The sequence below is a fragment of the Methylorubrum rhodinum genome (assembly GCF_014199935.1).
In the GTDB taxonomy this organism is placed as follows: Bacteria; Pseudomonadota; Alphaproteobacteria; order Rhizobiales; family Beijerinckiaceae; genus Methylobacterium; species Methylobacterium rhodinum.
Window position 1 is genome coordinate 80,536 of the sequence record NZ_JACHOP010000018.1, and the last position, 17,676, is coordinate 98,211.

Below are 17,676 nucleotides of genomic sequence, written 5' to 3' on the forward strand. Positions count from 1 at the left end.
AGACGTTCAGGCGTGGCCGTTGTTCCCGGATTATGGCCGCGCTCGCATCATTTCCGCCGCCGTTTTGCCGCAATGTGTCCGGCGGCACCGGCCCCGGCGATCGATCCCGCGGCCGCGGCCATGGCGACCGACCCGGTCTGGTCGCCGAGGGCGGCCGCCTCGGACCCGCAGGCGCCCGGATTGCCCTTGCCCGCTTCCCCGGCGCCGAGCGCCGCCGCGACCCGGCCCGAGAGGGCGATCCGCTCGATGGCGCAGGCCAAGGCGCGCGGCTCCGGCGCCTGGCCGAGGATGCCGCAGAGCCAACCGTCGAGGCGCAGGGTGTTGAGGTCGAGGCTGCGGAAGCCCGTGCAGGTCCGGGCGCCGTCGCCGCTCAGCACCGCTTCCAGCGTCTCGAAGCTGCCGTAGCGGGTCGCCACCGCGCCGCGCTCGCCGGTGCGGGTTACGGCGAGCCCGCGTCCGTCGGCGGCGCGCCGCACCAGGGTGACGAACAGGCTCGGGCCCGGCTCGGTGCGCGCCGCGCCCGGATCGGTCGCGGTGACGAGGAGCCACGGCGCCTCGATGGCGTCGAAGCTGCCCTGGCTGACGCTGTCCTCGCGCTGGCCGCGGGTCGGGTCCCAGCGGCTCGGCTCAGCCCGCGGCGGCGGGACGGGCAGTTCGGAGGCGGCCTCGACCAGGGTGAGGAGCGGCTCGGATGAGGCGACCATCCGCGGGGCAGTGTTTTCCGTGCGCGGCGGATCGGTCCAGTCCCGCGGCTCGGGGGCATGCAGCCGGTCGCGGGCGGCGAGCGACAGGCCGGCGATCAGCGCGGCGCAGACCGTGAGCTTCGCTGCGATCCGGGCGCGCCGCAGCGGCCGGGGCCGGGCGAGGCCGCGCAGGTCGTCCGGGCTGTCGTCGCGCGCATCCGCGACGAGGGTGCCGTCGTGGGTGGGGGGCATGGCACGTCCTCGCGGCGTGAAGGGGGCATGCTCCACCTTGCCCACGCTCGTCGCACCGCCCGGTTGCCGCGCCGGCGCCGTCCTCGTGATTCTCCACCCAAGGTGAATCGGCCGTTTCAACCGGCCCGCTTCGTCATCCGGCCTCGGCCGACCCCTTGACAGCCGAACCCGACCGTCCTCTTGCTCCGCGCGCCGGAAAACCCACCTCGACGCTTCGGGGCGGGCTCTTCCGCCTATGGATTCCCCGACGGCACGGCGAGGACGCCGTCCGAGCGGGGAGCGGGCCGGTCTTTCATCGCAAAAGAGATCACGTCCGCGCAGCGGAGTTGGACAGATGGGTTACAAGGTCGCCGTCGTCGGAGCCACGGGCAATGTGGGCCGCGAGATGCTCGACATCCTGGCCGAGCGCGCCTTCCCGGCCGACGAGGTCGTGGCGCTCGCCTCGCGCCGCAGCCAGGGTCAGGACGTGTCCTTCGGCGACAAGATCCTCAAGGTCAAAGTCCTCGACACCTACGATTTCTCCGACACCGACATCTGCCTGATGTCGGCGGGCGGCGAGGCCTCGAAGGAGTGGAGCCCCCGCATCGGCCAGCAGGGCTGTGTGGTGATCGATAATTCCTCCGCGTTCCGCTACGATTCGGACGTGCCGCTGATCGTCCCCGAGGTGAACGCCGACGCGGTCGAGGGTTTTGCCAAGCGCAACATCATCGCCAACCCGAATTGCTCGACGGCGCAGCTCGTCGTGGCCCTGAAGCCCCTGCACGAGGCGGCGACGATCAAGCGCGTCGTAGTCTCGACCTACCAATCCGTCTCCGGCGCCGGCAAGGACGCCATGGACGAGCTGTTCAGCCAAACGCGCGCCGTCTTCACCGCAGGTGAGGTAGTAACAAAAAAGTTCACCAAGCGGATCGCCTTCAACGTCATCCCGCACATCGATGTGTTCATGGAGGACGGCTACACGAAGGAAGAGTGGAAGATGGTCGCCGAGACCAAGAAGATGCTCGATCCCAAGATCAAGCTCACGGCGACCGCGGTGCGGGTGCCGGTGTTCATCGGCCACGCCGAGGCCGTGAACGTCGAGTTCGAGCGCCCGCTCTCCCCCGAGCAGGCGACCGAGATTCTTCGCAACGCGCCCGGCGTGCTGGTGATCGATAAGCGCGAGAACGGCGGCTACATGACCCCGCACGAGGCGGCGGGCGAGGACGCCACCTATATTTCCCGCATCCGCGAGGACGCGACCGTCGAGAACGGCCTGAACTTCTGGTGCGTCTCGGACAACCTGCGCAAGGGCGCGGCGCTCAACGCCGTGCAGATCGCCGAGGTGCTGGTGAACCGCAAGCTGCTCGGCAAGGCACGCCCGGCCGCCTGATCCCTCTCGACAAGCCCACGCTTCGAAGCGCCGCCCCCGACCGGGGCGGCGTTTTCGTTTGGGCGGTCGGCGGCTCCGGCAAGAATCGCCAGCGTCCACTTATAGGACTAAAATCTTGTAAAGTGACTTAAGTCATAGTATGCATATTTTCCTGTTCGAGAGGCAGGAGGATCGAGCATGAGCCGTCGCACCGACCGCCGCACCGAGATCGCGGCCATCCGGGGTTTGCTGGCCGGGGCGGCGCTGGATCGGGAGGCGATCCGGCTCGAGCGGATGCTGAGACGAAAATATTCCGACGATCAGCCGCGCGCGCCCGCGGGCCAGTCCGATGGCGGGCAGTGGGTGCCGGCGGGCGGAGCGGGCGGCGGCGCGACGGGGGGCCGGTCCGGCGGCTCCGACGGCGATGTCGCCGGCCGCGAACGGACGCTCCTCGACGATGGGACGCAAGTCCTCACGATCCGGGTCCGTGCCGGTCGCCGGGACCACGACGAGCAGCACGTCGTCACCGCGCCGGACGGCGACAGCCGGATCTTCGAGACCTCCGGCCTGACCCAGACGATCCGCGACGGCGCGACCGGCGCGGTGCTCGGGCGCAGCACCTTCACCGCCGCGGGCGCGGAGCCGGAGGCGTTCGTTCAATCGACGTTTCTTCCGGCGATCCCGCTGACGACAGCGGTGACGGTCAGATTGGCGGGGGCACTCTTTGCGGTTCTCTCCGCGCGGAACGACCGCTTCGGGAAAGCCGTCCTCGGCCTTACGGCGAACGAGTATGCCATCGATCTGACCGAAACGGGGGTGAGCGCGGCGTTCGCAAGCCGTATCGATCAACGAACGCTCGATGCGGCCTGCCGCAGAAACGGTGAGGTCGAGGCGCTTGCCGAGCAGGCCGTCCGAAGCGTGCGCGCAAGCGGGCTGTATCGTTCGGCACAGGACTTCGGCAACAAGGTTCACGCCTGGATCGCTGCCGCCGTGAATAAGCAAGAAGACCCGAATTTCGTGGCGGAGATTTCTTTCAACGATGCGTCTCGCGCTGCGCGTTATGGCGAAAGAAATTCCACGAGGATCGATCTTTTCGAGAGGACATCGCCAGGAACGACCTGCGTCTATGATTTCAAGACCGGGAGCGCCAACATCGGCGATGACCGCGCCCTTCGGCTCGCTGCTGCCGCCAGTCGACATTTTCCTGATACGGTTCGGGTCATCGTGATTCAGGTGAAGCCTCGCTCATGACGACCGCTCGGCAGATCCGACAGCTTGTCCGCCCTCTCCTGAAGCGCCATCCGGACCTCGCGCTCGTCACCAGCGATTCGCTGTGGCTGACGCCCGTGACGCATGTCGCCCGGGTGATCCATATCGGACGGACTTCCTCGGCCCTTTATTGCAAACCGAGTTGGTGGTTGCTCCCCCTCTTTCTTCCGGACACGAATCCCACTAGGGATATCGGTTTTTGTACGGGCTATATCCGCACGCCGACCGATGCATCAAAGTCTTTAGATCTCTGGTTCTGGGATAATCCGCTGATGATGAGCGAGCTTCATCTCCGCATTGAAAAGACTCTGCGTCTCTTGAGAACGCTTGATAATTTGCGATCATGCCGATCATTTACCGAGGCGCATATGGATTATACGTGGGGAAAGACTTTCGTCGAGAATATAGTGTACGATATTGCGATGGGAAATTTGAAATTGGCCCGCTGCTGGTTGCACAAGGTCAATGCGAACTGTCCGCGACTGTGCGAGCGCATCCGCGAGATCGACGAGCCGCTGATGGACGACGACCGCGCCGCGCTCGCCGCGGTTCTTCATCGCTGGGAGCGGGAGAACGTGGCGGGGACGGCGGTCGAGCCGTTCTGGACGCCGACGCCGTTCCCGCTCGAGAGCACGGCCTGACTGGCGGGTGCGCTGACAACTGCAGCCCGAGCCCGCAGCCGCCTGGGGCTGCGTCTCGGTTCTGGCATGTCGGCGCCTCCATCGTCGACACGGGCGACGCAGCCCATGAGTGCGACCCGGCGACTGCTCTTGCAACCGCAGCGATCGGGCGCTTTCCTGAAACAGCCCGCGTGATCGTGATTCAGGTGAAGCCTCGCTCGTGACGACCGCTCGGCAGATCCGGCAACTTGTCCGCCCTCTCCTGAAGCGCCATCCGGACCTCGCGCTCGTCACCAGCGATTCGCTGTGGCTGACGCCCGTGACGCATGTCGCCAGGGTGATCCATATCGGACGGACTTCGTCTGCCCGTTATTGCGATCCGAACTGGTGGCTGCTCCCCCTCTTTCTTCCGGACACGGAACCCACAAGGGATATTGGTTTTTGTCGTGCATATATCCGTCCGCCGATCGATGATTCAAAGTCATTGGATCTCTGGTTCTGGGACAATCCGCTGATGCAGGACGAGCTTCATCTTCGCATTGAAAAGACTCTGCGTCTCTTGAGAACGCTTGATAATTTGCGATCATGCCGATCATTTACCGAGGCGCATATGGATTATACGTGTGGAAAGACTTTCGTCGAGAATATAGTGTACGATATTGCGATGGGAAATTTGAAATTGGCCCGCTGCTGGTTGCACAAGGTCAATGCGAACTGTCCGCGACTGTGCGAGCGCATCCGCGAGATCGACGAGCCGCTGATGGACGACGACCGCGCCGCGCTCGCCGCGGTTCTTCATCGCTGGGAGCGGGAGAACGTGGCGGGGACGGAGGTCGAGCCGTTCTGGACGCCGGCGCCGTTCCCACTCGAACTGACCGGCTGAGCCGGCGCGTCGCCGCGCTCAGCCGTCCCGCGCCGCCGCCTCCAGCGCATCCACGTCGCCGCCGCCGATCAGCGCCAGATGCGCGGTGATCCGCGCCACCGGCCAGTTCCACCACGCGATCCGCTGCATCCGCGCGGCGTCTTCTTCCGAAAGGCGGCGGCGCACCACGCGGGCCGGGTTGCCGGCGACGATCGCGTAGGGCGGCACGTCCTGGCTCACCACCGCATGCGCGGCCACCACCGCCCCGTCGCCGATGGTGACGCCGGGCAGGATCGTGCTCTGGAAGCCGAGCCAGACGTCGTGGCCGATCACCGTGTCGCCGCGGTTGGGGAAATTCAGCTCGCCTGCGAAGCGGCCGGTCCAGTCGCCGCCGAAGATCGGGAAGGGGTAGGTCGAGAGCCCGTCGAGGCGGTGGTTGCCGCCGTTCATCAGGAAGCGCGTGCCCGCCGCGATGGCGCAGAACTTCCCGATCACCAGCCGGTCACCGAGGAAAGGGAAATGGTAGAGGATCGCGTCGAGAAACGCCTGCGGCCCGGCCGGGTCGTCGTAATAGGTATAGGTTCCGACCTCGACGTTCTCGGGGAGCGCCAGATTGCGGATGAAGGTGACGCGGCTGTGGCCGGCTAGCGGGTGCAGGGCGTCCGGGTCGGGGCCGGGGCGATGGGGCGGCAAGGATGTCTCCTCTCGCGGCGGGCTTCGGTAACGCCATCCGCACCGGCCGGTGTCAATCTTCGCACCGTCATTCCGGGGCGCGAAGCGAACCCGGAATCCACCCGCGATGCGCGGCCCACGAAATGTCGCGACCAGTCATGGATTCCGGGTTCCGCTGCGCGGCCCCGGAATGACGAGCGTAGTGGGGTGCGAAGGGCGCCGTACGCTTCCCGGCCCGCTTCGCCGATGCCCGATCGAATCGCTTGAATTCTCCGCCGGCCGGGTCTAAGTCACGGCTCAACATTTCTGGTGCAGTCGATAGGCTGCTTGCGGGAGTGGGTCCTCCGGGGCCCGCTCTTTTTTGTTTCCGCGAGCCTGCCTGCACCCGAACAGTCAAGTTCACTCAAGACGAGCGGGCCGGAAACGACAGCATGGCGGAGCCCACCGAGAAGCGTCTGGTCGGGGAGACGGGCGTCGCCGCGCGCGTCGCCCAGGTGGTCGAGGGCCCGATCGAGGGCCTCGGCTTCCGGCTGGTGCGGGTCAAGGTCTCGAACGCCAACGGCTGCACCGTGCAGATCATGGCCGAGCGGCCGGACGGCACCATGGGCGTGGACGAGTGCGAGACGGTGAGCCGCGCGATCTCGCCCCTGCTCGACCTCGAAGACCCGGTCGGCGGCGCCTACTACCTCGAAGTCTCCTCGCCCGGCATCGACCGGCCGCTGGTGCGCGTCTCGGATTTCGAGCGCTGGGCCGGCTACGAGGCGAAGGTGGAACTGGCCGTGCCGCTGGACGGGCGCAAGCGCTTCCGCGGGATCATCAACGTGCCGAGCCCGGACGGCGCCACCGTGCCGATCGACCTGCCCGACGTGAAGCCCGGCCTGCCGAGCCGGATCGACGTGCCGCTGCGCGATCTGGCGGAGGCGCATCTCGTGCTCACCGACGACCTGATCCGCGAATCGCTCCGCCGCGGCTCGGCCCCGCCCCAGGACGGCGACGACCTCGACGCGGAGGCGGAGGACGACGAGGCCGAAGGAGCCGAAGAGGCGCCGCTGGTCCGCGTCATCCCGCAGCCCAAGCGCCCCAAGCCCAAAGCCGACAAGCCGGTGAAGGCGAAAGGGCAGAAGCCCAAGGGCAAGCCCGGCCCCGGCGTCGTCACCAAGGCCGCCCGCCTGAAGAACCGCGACACCCTTCACTAGAGCCTCGTCCCGAAAGGTGGTTTCCGGCCATCAGAAGAAGACGATGCTCCAAGCAGAATGACGAGAAGCCCGCCGTGACGGCGGACGTTCACGAGACCGCACAAGAGGACAGACCCCATGGCCGTCGTCAGCGCCAACCGGCTCGAACTCCTGCAGATCGCCGACGCGGTGGCCCGCGAGAAGGTGATCGACCGCCAGATCGTCATCGAGGCGATGGAGGAGGCGATCGCCAAGGCCGCCCGCTCCCGCTACGGCGCCGAGACCGACGTGCATGCCGAGATCGACACCAAGAGCGGGGCGCTGCGCCTGTCGCGCCACCTGCTCGTGGTCGATCAGGTCGAGAACGACGCCCGCGAGATCACGCTGGATCAGGCCCGCCGCTACAATCCCGGCGCGCTCATCGGCGACGTCATCTCCGACACCTTGCCGCCGTTCGATTTCGGGCGGGTGGCCGCGCAATCGGCCAAGCAGGTCATCGTCCAGAAGGTCCGCGACGCCGAGCGCGCGCGCCAGTACGACGAGTACAAGGACCGCATCGGCGAGATCCTCAACGGCGTGGTCAAGCGCGTCGAGTACGGCAACGTCATCGTCGATCTCGGCCGCGGCGAGGGCATCGTCCGGCGCGACGAGATGATCCCGCGCGAAACGTTCCGGCCGGGGGACCGCATCCGCTCCTACCTGTTCGACGTGCGCACCGAAGTGCGCGGGCCGCAGATCTTCCTCTCGCGCTCGCACCCACAATTCATGGCCAAGCTCTTCGGCCAGGAAGTGCCGGAGATCTACGACGGCATCGTCGAGGTGAAGGCGGTCGCCCGCGATCCGGGCTCGCGCGCCAAGATCGCCGTGATCTCCCGCGATGGCTCGATCGATCCCGTCGGCGCCTGCGTCGGCATGCGCGGCTCCCGCGTCCAGGCGGTGGTCGGCGAGCTGCAGGGCGAGAAGATCGACATCATCCCGTGGTCGCAGGATCAGGCGACCTTCATCGTCAACGCGCTCCAGCCGGCGGAAGTCGTCAAGGTGGTGCTCGACGAGGAGGCCGACCGCATCGAGGTCGTGGTGCCCGACGACCAGCTCTCGCTCGCCATCGGCCGCCGTGGCCAGAACGTGCGGCTGGCCTCCCAGCTCACCGGCTGGGACATCGACATCATGACGGAGGCCGAGGAATCGGAACGCCGCCAGAAGGAGTTCGCCGAGCGCACGCAGGTCTTCATGGAGGCGCTCGACGTCGACGAGACCGTCGGCCAGCTACTCGCGGCGGAAGGCTTTCGCAACGTCGAGGAGATCGCCTACGTCGACGTGGCGGAGCTGTCGGGCATCCAGGGGCTCGACGAGGAGACCGGCGCCGAGATCCAGGCCCGCGCCCAGGACCACCTCGCCCGGATCGAGCAGGAGCAGGACGACCGCCGCCGCGAACTCGGCGTCGAGGACGAGCTGCGCGAGATCGACGGCGTCACCACCGCGATGATGGTCGCGCTCGGCGAGAACGAGGTGAAGTCGGTCGAGGATCTGGCCGGCTGCGCCACCGACGACCTCGTCGGCTACACCGAAGGCCGCGGCCCCGAGGCCGTGCGCCACGCGGGCTACCTCGACGGCTTCGAGCTGTCGCGGGCCGAGGCCGAGGCGCTCATCATGTCCGCCCGCCTCAAGGCCGGCTGGATCGATTCGCTGCCCGAGCCCGAGGGCGAGGCCGGCCAGGAGGGTGAGGCCACGGACGGCGCCGAGGACGAGGCGCCCGTCGAGGGCGAGGCCCGTCCCGAGACGCAGAACGCCTGAAGGCGCGGCGGGTGAGCGGGAGCGTGGACCTACAGGCGGAGGCGGAGGACGCCCCGCCCCTCGACCGTGGCCCCGGCCGCGGGCGCGAGCCCCTGCGCACCTGCATCGTCACCCGCGTCACGCAATCGCCCGAGGCGATGATCCGCTTCGTGCTGGGGCCGGACGGCGCCGTGGTGCCGGACCTGCGCACCCGCCTGCCCGGCCGCGGCGCCTGGGTGACCGCCACCCGCGAGACCGTCGCGGCGGCGGTGAAGCGCCGCGCCTTCAACCGGGCGTTCCGCACGAGCGGCGCGAGCGTCCCGCCCGATCTGCCCGACCGGATCGCGGAAGGGTTGCGCACCGACCTGCGCCAGGCGCTGGCGCTCGCCAACAAGGCGGGCTGCGTCGTCACCGGCTTCGGCAAGGTCGAGTCGGCGATTCTCGGCCCCGAGAGCGTCGCGGCGGTGATTCACGCCTCCGACGCGATGCCGGACGGGCGCCGCAAGCTGGCGGCCGCCTTGCGTCGGCGCCATGGCGACGCCATATCGGCAATTCCCGTCATGGATGACCTGTCCAACCCCGAATTGGACATGGCCTTGGGGCGGGATCATGTGATACACGCTGCCCTCGTCGCGGGAGCCGGCACCACCGGCTATCTCGCGCGTTGGCGTCGGTTCCGGGCCTTCGAAGGGTTGGCGTCGGCGTCCGAGGCGGGCGCCCCGCTCGATGCTGGCGCGACTGCCTGCGATTCGCACGACGATGTAATGACGTTGACTCGGCCGGGCATGCCCGCCGCCGGCCGCGCTGACGATGGAAGCCCTCAGGGTTCAGACTGAATGAGCGATACGAACAATCCGGGTGACAAGACGCAGAACAGGGCCCCCTCGAAGCCGATGACGCTGAAGCGCCCGGTCGAGCAGGGGACGGTGCGTCAGAGCTTCTCCCACGGGCGGTCGAAGTCCGTCGTGGTCGAGACGGTGAAGCGGCGCACGATCGGCGCCGCCCCCGGAACGGTCGCGCCCCGCGAGCCCGTCGCCGCACCGCCGCCGCGCCCTGCCTCGGTCGCGCCCGCGCCGACCCCGGCGGTCCGGCCCGCCGGCCGCTCGGCGTCCGGTGTCGTGCTGCGCACGTTGAGCGAGCAGGAGCGCGACGCCCGTGCCAGCGCGCTCGCCGACGCGCAGCGCCGCGAGGCCGAGAACCGCGCCCGCGCCGAGGCCGAGGTCAAGGCTCGCCGGGAGCGCGAGGAGGCCGAGCGCCGCGAGCGCGAAGCCGCCGAGGCGCGCCGCCGCGAGGAGGAGGAGCGCCGCCGCCAGGAGGACGAACTCCGCCGCAAGGCCGCCGAGGATTCGCGCCGCCGCGCCGAGGAGGAGGCTGCCCGCGCCGCCGCCGCACCAGTCGAGGCGTCCGCACCCGAGGCCGTCGCCCCGGTTTCCGAAGCGCCCGCTGCTGCCGCTTCCGAGGCGCCTGCATCGGCTGCCGCTCCCGCCGCCGCCCGTCCGGCTGCCGCCGCTCCGGCGCGGCCCGCCGCCGCTCCGGCACGGCCCGCCGCTGCCACTGCCCGTCCGGCGGCTCCCCGCCCGGCCGCCGGGGCCGCCCCGTCCCGTCCGGCTGCGCCCGCTCGTCCGGGGGTGGCGCGTCCCGCCGCCGCCGGTGCGCCCCGTCCGGCGACGCCGCAGGCGCCGGCCGAGCCGCGCCGCGTCCTCACGGCCGACACGCGCAAGCCGCGCGACCTGAACTTCATGGCCAAGCCCGCTCCGGCGCCCGAGCCCGAGAAGGCGCCGACGCCGACCACCGCCGCCCGCCCCGCGGGTGCCGGTGCGGCGCGTCCCGCCGCGCGCCCCGGCGCCCCGGCGATGGAGGACGAGTCGGACACCAAGCGCGTGATCCGTCGTCCGGGCATGCCGCTCAAGATCATCACGCCGCCCAAGACGCCGAAGTCGCCGGGCGGCGACCGCAACCGTGGCCGCCTCACCATCGCCAACGCCACCTCGGGCGAGGATGAGCGCACGCGCTCCGTCGCCTCGTTCCGCCGCCGCCAGCAGCGGATGAGCGGGCACCGGCACGAGGAGCCGAAGGAGAAGATCGCCCGCGACGTGACGATCCCCGAGACGATCACCATCCAGGAACTCGCCAACCGCATGTCGGAGCGGGCCGTGGACGTCATCCGCCTGCTGATGAAGCAGGGCCAGATCCACAAGATCACCGACGTGATCGACTCGGACACGGCCCAGCTCATCGCCGAGGAGATGGGCCACACCGTGCGCCGCGTCGCGGAGTCGGACGTCGAGGAGGGACTCAGCTCCGACGAGCCGGATCTGGAGGAGGATCTGGAGCCGCGTCCGCCGGTCGTCACGATCATGGGTCACGTCGACCACGGCAAGACCTCGCTGCTCGACGCGATCCGCAAGGAGAACGTGGTCGAGGGCGAGGCCGGCGGCATCACCCAGCATATCGGCGCCTATCAGGTGTCGGCGCCGTCGGGCGACCTCATCACCTTCATCGACACCCCCGGCCACGCGGCCTTCACCTCCATGCGCGCCCGCGGCGCCAAGGTGACGGACATCGTCGTGATCGTGGTGGCGGCCGATGACGGCGTGATGCCCCAGACCGTGGAAGCGATCCAGCACGCCAAGGCGGCGGGCGTCCCGCTCATCATCGCGATCAACAAGATCGACAAGCCGGATGCGAACCCGCAGCGGGTCCGCACCGAGCTGCTCCAGCACGACATCCAGGTCGAGTCGATGGGCGGCGAGACCCTGGAATTCGAGGTCTCGGCCAAGACCGGCGACGGCCTGCCCGACCTGCTGGAGGGCCTGCAGCTCCAGGCCGAGATCATGAACCTGCGCGCCAACGAGAAGCGCGACGGCGAGGGCACCGTGATCGAGGCCCAGCTCGACCGCGGCCGCGGTCCCGTGGCCACGGTTCTGGTCCAGCGCGGCACGCTGTTCACCGGCGACATCGTCGTGGCCGGCGCCGAGTGGGGCCGCATCCGCGCGCTTATCGACGACACCGGCAAGCACGTGCCCTATGCCGGGCCCTCGGTTCCGGTCGAGGTGCTCGGCTTCAACGGCACGCCGGATGCCGGCGACCGCGTGATCGTGGTGGCCAACGAGGCGCGCGCCCGCGAGGTCACCGAGTACCGTGCCCGCATCAAGCGCGAGCGCCTGAACGCCCGCACCGGCGGCGCCAACCGCTCGCTCGTCGACATGATGCGCGAGGCCAAGGAAGGCGCTAACCGCAAGGAACTGCCGATCATCATCAAGGGTGACGTGCAGGGCTCGGTCGAGGCGATCGTCGGCGCGCTCACGGCGCTCGGCAACGACGAGGTCGGCGTGCGCATCCTCCTGTCGGGGGTCGGCGGCATCACCGAGTCGGACATCACGCTCTCCAACGCCTCCAAGGCGGTGGTGATCGGCTTCAACGTGCGGGCCCACAAGGAAGCCCGCAACGCGGCCGAGCGCGACGGCACCGAGATCCGCTACTACAGCATCATCTACGACCTCGTGGACGACATCAAAGCCACGCTGTCGGGCATGCTGCCGCCGACGCTCCGCGAGGAGAAGCTCGGCGAGGCACAGATCCTGCAGATCTTCGACGTGTCGAAGGTCGGCAAGATCGCCGGTTGCCGCGTCATGGAGGGCGTGGTCCAGCGCGGCGCCCATGTCCGCCTGCTGCGCAACGACGTGGTGATCCACGAGGGGCGGCTGTCGCAGCTCAAGCGCCTCAAGGACGACGCCAAGGAAGTCACCGCCGGCTACGAGTGCGGCATGTCCTTCCAGAACTACCAGGACATGCGGGTGGGCGATTTCATCGAGTGCTTCAACATCGAGGAAATCAAGCGCACGCTCTGAGCGGCCTGATCGCCTGAACCGCCTTCGGAAAGCGGGGCCGCGGCGAGAGCTGCGGCCCCTTTTCTTTCACTCCGAGCCGTCCGGCTCCGCGCGAACGATATGGCCCAGAAACAGACCCCGTCCGGCCCCTCGCAGCGCCAGCAGCGCGTGGCCGAACTCGTGCGCCACGCGCTCGCCGAGGTGCTTCAGCGCGGCGACATCCAGGACCCGGTGCTCGGCTCCCACGTCGTCACCGTGCCGGAGGTGCGCATGTCGCCCGACCTCAAGCTCGCCACCGCCTACATCATGCCGCTCGGCGGCCAGGACGAGGCGCCGGTGATCGCCGCGCTCGAGCGCAACCGGAAGATCCTGCGCCAGGAAGTCGCCCGGCGGGTGAACCTGAAATACGCGCCGGAACTCCGCTTCCGCCGCGACGAGACCTTCGACGAGGCCGCCCGGATCGACCGGCTCCTCAGAAGCGACAAGGTTCAGCGGGACCTCGAGAGCGCCCCGCGGAACGGCGAAACGGATTCGTCCGCGGACGATTGATCCATCACGAGGGCGGCGCCGGTCCGGCTCCGCCGATCACGAAATCCGGACCCACCAGTGGTCCGATGACGGGACGATTCCCTTCAAAGTACCCGTCGATCGAGGACAGGATGCAGGACGAAATTTCTTCCCCATCGTCGGATGAGGCGCCGCGCGGAGAGGCGCGCCGCCATGACGGTCCGCCGCGCTCCGGCCGCCGGCCCCAGCGCGGGCGCCCGCGCCACGACCGGCCGAAGAAGAACGACGTGAGCGGCTGGGTCGTGCTCGACAAGGGCGTCGGCATCACCTCGACGCAGGCGGTGGCCATCGTGAAGCGCCTGTTCAACGCCAAGAAGGCGGGCCACGCCGGCACCCTCGATCCGCTGGCGTCGGGCATCCTGCCGATCGCGCTGGGTGAAGCCACCAAGACGGTGCCGTTCGTCATGGACGGCCGCAAGGCCTACCGCTTCGAGGTGAGCTGGGGCGTCGAGACCGACACCGACGACGCCGAGGGCAAGCCGGTCGCCACCAGCGACGCGCGCCCGACCCGCGAGGCGGTCGAGGCTGCGTTGCCGACCTTCGTCGGCGAGATCGAGCAGGTGCCGCCGCGCTTCTCCGCCATCAAGATCCAGGGCGAGCGCGCCTACGATCTCGCCCGCGACGGCGAGGTGGTGGAACTGGTCGCCCGCACGGTGCAGATCGCGCATCTCTCGGTGATCGAGCACAGCACTGAGCGCACCGTGATCGCCGCCGAATGCGGCAAGGGCACCTATGTCCGGGCGCTGGCGCGCGACCTCGGCCGAATGCTCGGCTGCTACGGCCACGTCTCGGCCCTGCGCCGAACCCGCGTCGGCCCGTTCGAGGAGGCGAATGCCTGCTCCGTCGCATCGCTGGAAGAGAGCATCGAGGCGCAGCTGAAGCCGGTCGAGACGGCTTTGGACGAAGTCCCCTCGGTGGCGGTGAGCCGCGACATGGGCCTGCGCCTGATGCGCGGCCAGCCGGTGATCCTGCGCGGCCAGGACGCTCCGATGGAAGGCAAGGCCTACGCAACTTGCGGCGGCGTGCTTGTGGCGGTCGGCGACGTCGAGCGCGGCGAACTGGTGCCGCACCGAGTGTTTCACTTAGGTGGAACGGCGCCGCAGCCGCGGACCTGATTCTTTTTGAGAGAGGATACCGGCTTCGCTCGGCAGCGGAACGAGGCGTTCTCCTCCCCCTTGCGGGGAGGAGGTAGGAGGTGGGGGTGGTTCAGGAGGGACCAGTGTGCGGTGCCTTCTGCCCGACCCCCACCCCCTGACCCCTCCCCGCAAGGGGGAGGGGAAGCGCGCCCGCTCAGAGACCGCGCGCGATCTCCAACTCCCGCACGATCGCGTCACCCATCTGCGCCGTGCTGATCGCCGTCTGGCCCTCGCTGGCGATGTCGCGGGTGCGGGCGCCGGAGGCCAGCGCCTTGGTGATCGCGCCCTCCACGAGGTCGGCGGCTTCGCCCAGCCCGAACGAGTAGCGCAGGCACATGGCGAGCGAGCCGATCATCGCGATCGGGTTGGCGAACCCCTTGCCGGCGATGTCCGGGGCCGAGCCGTGGACCGGCTCGTAGAGCGCCTTGCGGGTGCCGCGGGCATCGACCGCGCCGAGCGAGGCCGAGGGCAGCATCCCGAGGGAGCCGGTCAGCATCGCGGCCACATCCGAGAGCACGTCGCCGAACAGGTTGTCGGTCACCAGCACGTCGAACTGCTTCGGGCGCCGCACGAGCTGCATGGCGCAGTTGTCGGCCAGCACGTGTTCCAGCTCCACTTCCGCGTAGTGCTCGGCATGGACCTTGGTGACGACCTCCTTCCACAGGACGCCGGTCTTCATCACGTTGTTCTTTTCCGCCGACGCCACCCGGCCCGAGCGCTTGCGGGCGAGGTCGAAGGCGACATGCGCGATCCGCTCGATCTCGGCGGTGGTGTAGACCTGGGTGTCGACGGCGCGCTTCGAGCCGTCTGCAAGCGTGGTGATCTCCTTCGGCTCTCCGAAATAGACGCCGCCGGTCAATTCGCGCACGATCATGATGTCGAGGCCCTCGACCAGCTCGCGCTTGAGCGCCGAGGCTTCGGCCAGCGCCGGGTAGCAGATCGCCGGGCGGAGGTTCGCGAACAGGCCGAGATCCTTGCGCAGGCGCAGCAACCCGGCCTCGGGGCGCAGATCGTAGGCGATGCCGGTCCATTTCGGGCCGCCGACCGCGCCGAGCAGGATCGCGTCCGCGGCGTCGGCCCGCGCCAGAGTCTCGTCGGAGAGCGGCTTGCCGTGGGCGTCGATCGCCGAGCCGCCGACATGGCCGTGCTCGGTCTCGAACGAGGCCAGCCCCGCCCGGCCCAGCCACGCCACCACCTTCTCGACCTCGGCCATCACCTCGGGGCCGATGCCGTCGCCGGGCAGGAGCAGGAGCTTGTAGGTGGACATGGCGGCCTCGGGCGTCGCGTTGGCAGGATATCCCGCGCCTTATCTTTGCGGCGATGCCGCCGCAAGTCGCGCCGGCACGGGGGTGGGATTGCCGGCGTCCGAGGCTGCGGGCCGGACGCAATCCCCGGGGAGCACGCTCGACGGGCCGCGTGCGACCCTCACGACTTCAGCGGCACACCCTTCGTGGTGAAGCGCTGCCCGCCGCCCGGGCGATACACGGGCCGCGGCTGGCCCCGGCCCTTCCCTGCGCCGGAGCCGGTGCCCGGCGGCTGCGAGAACGGCACGAGCTGGTCCGGCCGCGGCCCGATCAGGTCGGCACGGCCCATCTCCCGCAGGGCCTCGCGCAGGAGCGGCCAGTTCTCGGGGTCGTGGTAGCGCAGGAACGCCTTGTGCAGCCGGCGCTGGCGCATCCCCTTGATCGCCTCGACCGGCTCGGCTCCGCCGCGGCTCACGCCTTTCAGCGTGTTGACCTCGGTGTGGTACATCGCGGTCGCGGTCGCCATCGGCGAGGGCAGGAAGGTCTGCACCTGATCGGCGCGGTAGTCGTTCTTCTTGAGCCAGAGCGCGAGCTGCAGCATGTCCTCGTCGGTCGTACCCGGATGGGCCGCGATGAAGTACGGGATCAGGTAGTACTTCTTGCCGGCCTTCTTGGCGGCTTCGTCGAACATCTCCTTGAAGCGGTCGTAGGTGCCGATCCCCGGCTTCATCATCAGGTCGAGGGGCCCGCGCTCGGTGTGCTCGGGCGCGATCTTGAGGCGCCCGCCGACATGGTGCGTCACCAGTTCCTCGACGTATTCGGGGCTTCGCACCGCGAGGTCGTAGCGCACGCCCGAGGCGACCATCACCTTCTTGACGCCCTTCACCTCGCGGACCTTGCGGTAGAGCCGGATCAGGTCGTCGTGCGAGGTGTTCAGGTTCGGGCAGATGTCCGGGAAGACGCAGGAGGGCAGCCGGCAGGCCGCCTCGATCTTCGGGTCCTTGCAGGCCATCCGGTACATGTTGGCGGTCGGCCCGCCGACATCCGAGATCACCCCGGTGAAGCCCGGGGTCTTGTCGCGGATGCGCTCGATCTCGCGCAGGATCGAGCCCTCCGAGCGGTTCTGGATGACGCGGCCCTCGTGCTCGGTGATGGAGCAGAAGGTGCAGCCGCCGAAGCACCCGCGCATGATCGTCACCGAGAACTTGATCATGTCCCAGGCGGGAATCTTGGCGTCGCCGTAGGACGGATGCGGCGCGCGGGCGTAGGGCAGGTCGTAGACCGCATCCATCTCGTCGCTGGAGAGCGGGATCGGCGGCGGGTTCAGCCACAGGTCGCGGTCGCCGTGGCGCTGGACGAGCGGGCGCGCGTTGCCGGGATTGGCCTCCCGGTGCAGCACGCGCGAGGCGCGGGCATAGGCCTCCTTGTCGTCCTTCACGTCGTCGTAGGCCGGGAGCCGGATCACGGTGTCGCCGGGCTTTCGGGCGGCGGCCTCGTCGGTGGAATCGAGGTCGTCGGCGGGCAACTCGGTGTAATGCTCGGGCACGCGGCGGAACAGGGCGACGCCCCGGATCGAATCGAGCTCGCGCGGGGCCGCGCCGGCGGCCATGCGGTTGGCCACCTCGACCACGGCGCGCTCGGCGTTGCCGTAGAGGAGCAGGTCGGCCTTGGCGTCCGCCAGGATCGAGCGGCGCACCTTGTCGGACCAGTAATCGTAATGGGCGATGCGGCGCAGCGACGCCTCGATGCCGCCGAGAACGATCGGCACGTCCTTGTAGGCCTCGCGGCAGCGCTGCGTGTAGACGATCGTGCAGCGGTCCGGCCGCTTTCCGCCTTCGCCGCCGGCCGTGTAGGCGTCGTCGTGGCGCAGGCGCCGGTCGGCCGTGTAGCGGTTCACCATCGAATCGAGGTTGCCGCCGGTGACGCCGAAGAACAGTTTTGGCCGGCCGAGCGCCTTGAACGGCTCGGCCGAATGCCAGTCGGGCTGGGCGATGATGCCGACCCGGAACCCCTGCGCTTCGAGCAGCCGGCCGATGATGGCCATGCCGAAGCTCGGATGATCGACATAGGCGTCGCCGGTCACCAGGACGATGTCGCAGGACTCCCACCCGAGTGCCGTCATCTCGGCGCGGCTCATCGGCAGGAACGGCGCCGCCCTGCCGCCACGCGGCGGTTTGCAGGCCAGGGGAGGCGCCAGGGAGGACATGGATCGTTCGGCGGAAGCGTGGAGTTCCATGGCGCCATC

At 69.1% G+C, this 17,676-nt stretch carries 14 protein-coding genes; 10 read left to right on the forward strand and 4 right to left on the reverse strand.

All coding sequences use genetic code 11. The annotated features are described in order from the left end of the window. Positions 1-47 precede the first annotated feature (47 nt). On the reverse strand, positions 48-935 hold the full coding sequence (locus tag HNR00_RS18160; RefSeq protein ID WP_246390780.1) for a hypothetical protein: 888 nt from the start codon (positions 933-935) through the stop codon (positions 48-50). Between the two features lie 334 nt (positions 936-1,269). Here HNR00_RS18160 and HNR00_RS18165 point away from each other — a divergent pair, with 334 nt between their 5' ends. From HNR00_RS18165 to HNR00_RS18180, 4 genes are all read left to right on the forward strand, one after another. Beyond that, positions 1,270-2,304: an aspartate-semialdehyde dehydrogenase gene (locus tag HNR00_RS18165; protein ID WP_183571777.1), complete on the forward strand. Its 1,035-nt coding sequence runs from the start codon at positions 1,270-1,272 to the stop codon at positions 2,302-2,304. Positions 2,305-2,481: 177 nt separating this feature from the next. Then, the gene (locus HNR00_RS18170) at positions 2,482-3,534 is read left to right on the forward strand and encodes a hypothetical protein (RefSeq protein WP_183571778.1); all 1,053 of its coding nucleotides are present in this window, start codon (positions 2,482-2,484) and stop codon (positions 3,532-3,534) included. Continuing rightward, the gene (locus HNR00_RS18175; RefSeq protein WP_183571779.1) at positions 3,531-4,193 is read left to right on the forward strand and encodes a hypothetical protein; all 663 of its coding nucleotides are present in this window, start codon (positions 3,531-3,533) and stop codon (positions 4,191-4,193) included. Before HNR00_RS18170 ends, HNR00_RS18175 begins: the two co-directional genes overlap by 4 nt. Positions 4,194-4,392: 199 nt before the next feature. Then, complete coding sequence (locus tag HNR00_RS18180) at positions 4,393-5,055, forward strand: hypothetical protein (protein WP_183571780.1); 663 nt, start codon at positions 4,393-4,395, stop codon at positions 5,053-5,055. Positions 5,056-5,073: 18 nt separating this feature from the next. Here the strand turns inward: HNR00_RS18180 and HNR00_RS18185 are convergent, their stop codons facing one another. After that, positions 5,074-5,727, reverse strand: coding sequence for a CatB-related O-acetyltransferase (locus HNR00_RS18185; protein WP_183571781.1), 654 nt, complete (start codon positions 5,725-5,727; stop codon positions 5,074-5,076). A 410-nt stretch (positions 5,728-6,137) separates the two neighbouring features. Here HNR00_RS18185 and rimP point away from each other — a divergent pair, with 410 nt between their 5' ends. From rimP to truB, 6 genes are all read left to right on the forward strand, one after another. Beyond that, positions 6,138-6,902: a ribosome maturation factor RimP gene (rimP, locus tag HNR00_RS18190; RefSeq protein WP_183571782.1), complete on the forward strand. Its 765-nt coding sequence runs from the start codon at positions 6,138-6,140 to the stop codon at positions 6,900-6,902. A 117-nt stretch (positions 6,903-7,019) separates the two neighbouring features. Continuing rightward, positions 7,020-8,675 (forward strand): transcription termination factor NusA, encoded by a 1,656-nt coding sequence (gene nusA, locus HNR00_RS18195; RefSeq protein ID WP_183571783.1) that lies wholly within the window; start codon positions 7,020-7,022, stop codon positions 8,673-8,675. 23 nt (positions 8,676-8,698) lie between these two features. Further along, the gene (locus HNR00_RS18200; protein WP_376770395.1) at positions 8,699-9,490 is read left to right on the forward strand and encodes an RNA-binding protein; all 792 of its coding nucleotides are present in this window, start codon (positions 8,699-8,701) and stop codon (positions 9,488-9,490) included. Then, positions 9,491-12,505, forward strand: coding sequence for a translation initiation factor IF-2 (gene infB / locus HNR00_RS18205; RefSeq protein WP_183571785.1), 3,015 nt, complete (start codon positions 9,491-9,493; stop codon positions 12,503-12,505). Positions 12,506-12,604: 99 nt separating this feature from the next. Next, complete coding sequence (gene rbfA / locus HNR00_RS18210) at positions 12,605-13,033, forward strand: 30S ribosome-binding factor RbfA (RefSeq protein ID WP_183571786.1); 429 nt, start codon at positions 12,605-12,607, stop codon at positions 13,031-13,033. A gap of 110 nt (positions 13,034-13,143) precedes the next feature. Continuing rightward, positions 13,144-14,166 carry a tRNA pseudouridine(55) synthase TruB gene (truB, locus tag HNR00_RS18215; RefSeq protein WP_183571787.1) on the forward strand — a complete coding sequence of 341 codons (1,023 nt, stop codon included), beginning with the start codon at positions 13,144-13,146 and terminating at the stop codon, positions 14,164-14,166. A gap of 175 nt (positions 14,167-14,341) precedes the next feature. On the opposite strand, the gene leuB is transcribed toward truB, so the two are convergent. Further along, entirely contained in the window at positions 14,342-15,454 is a 1,113-nt protein-coding gene (gene leuB / locus HNR00_RS18220; protein WP_183571788.1) for a 3-isopropylmalate dehydrogenase, read from the reverse strand. A 158-nt stretch (positions 15,455-15,612) separates the two neighbouring features. Then, entirely contained in the window at positions 15,613-17,667 is a 2,055-nt protein-coding gene (locus tag HNR00_RS18225) for a YgiQ family radical SAM protein (RefSeq protein ID WP_512698593.1), read from the reverse strand. Between the last annotated feature and the right edge of the window lie 9 nt (positions 17,668-17,676).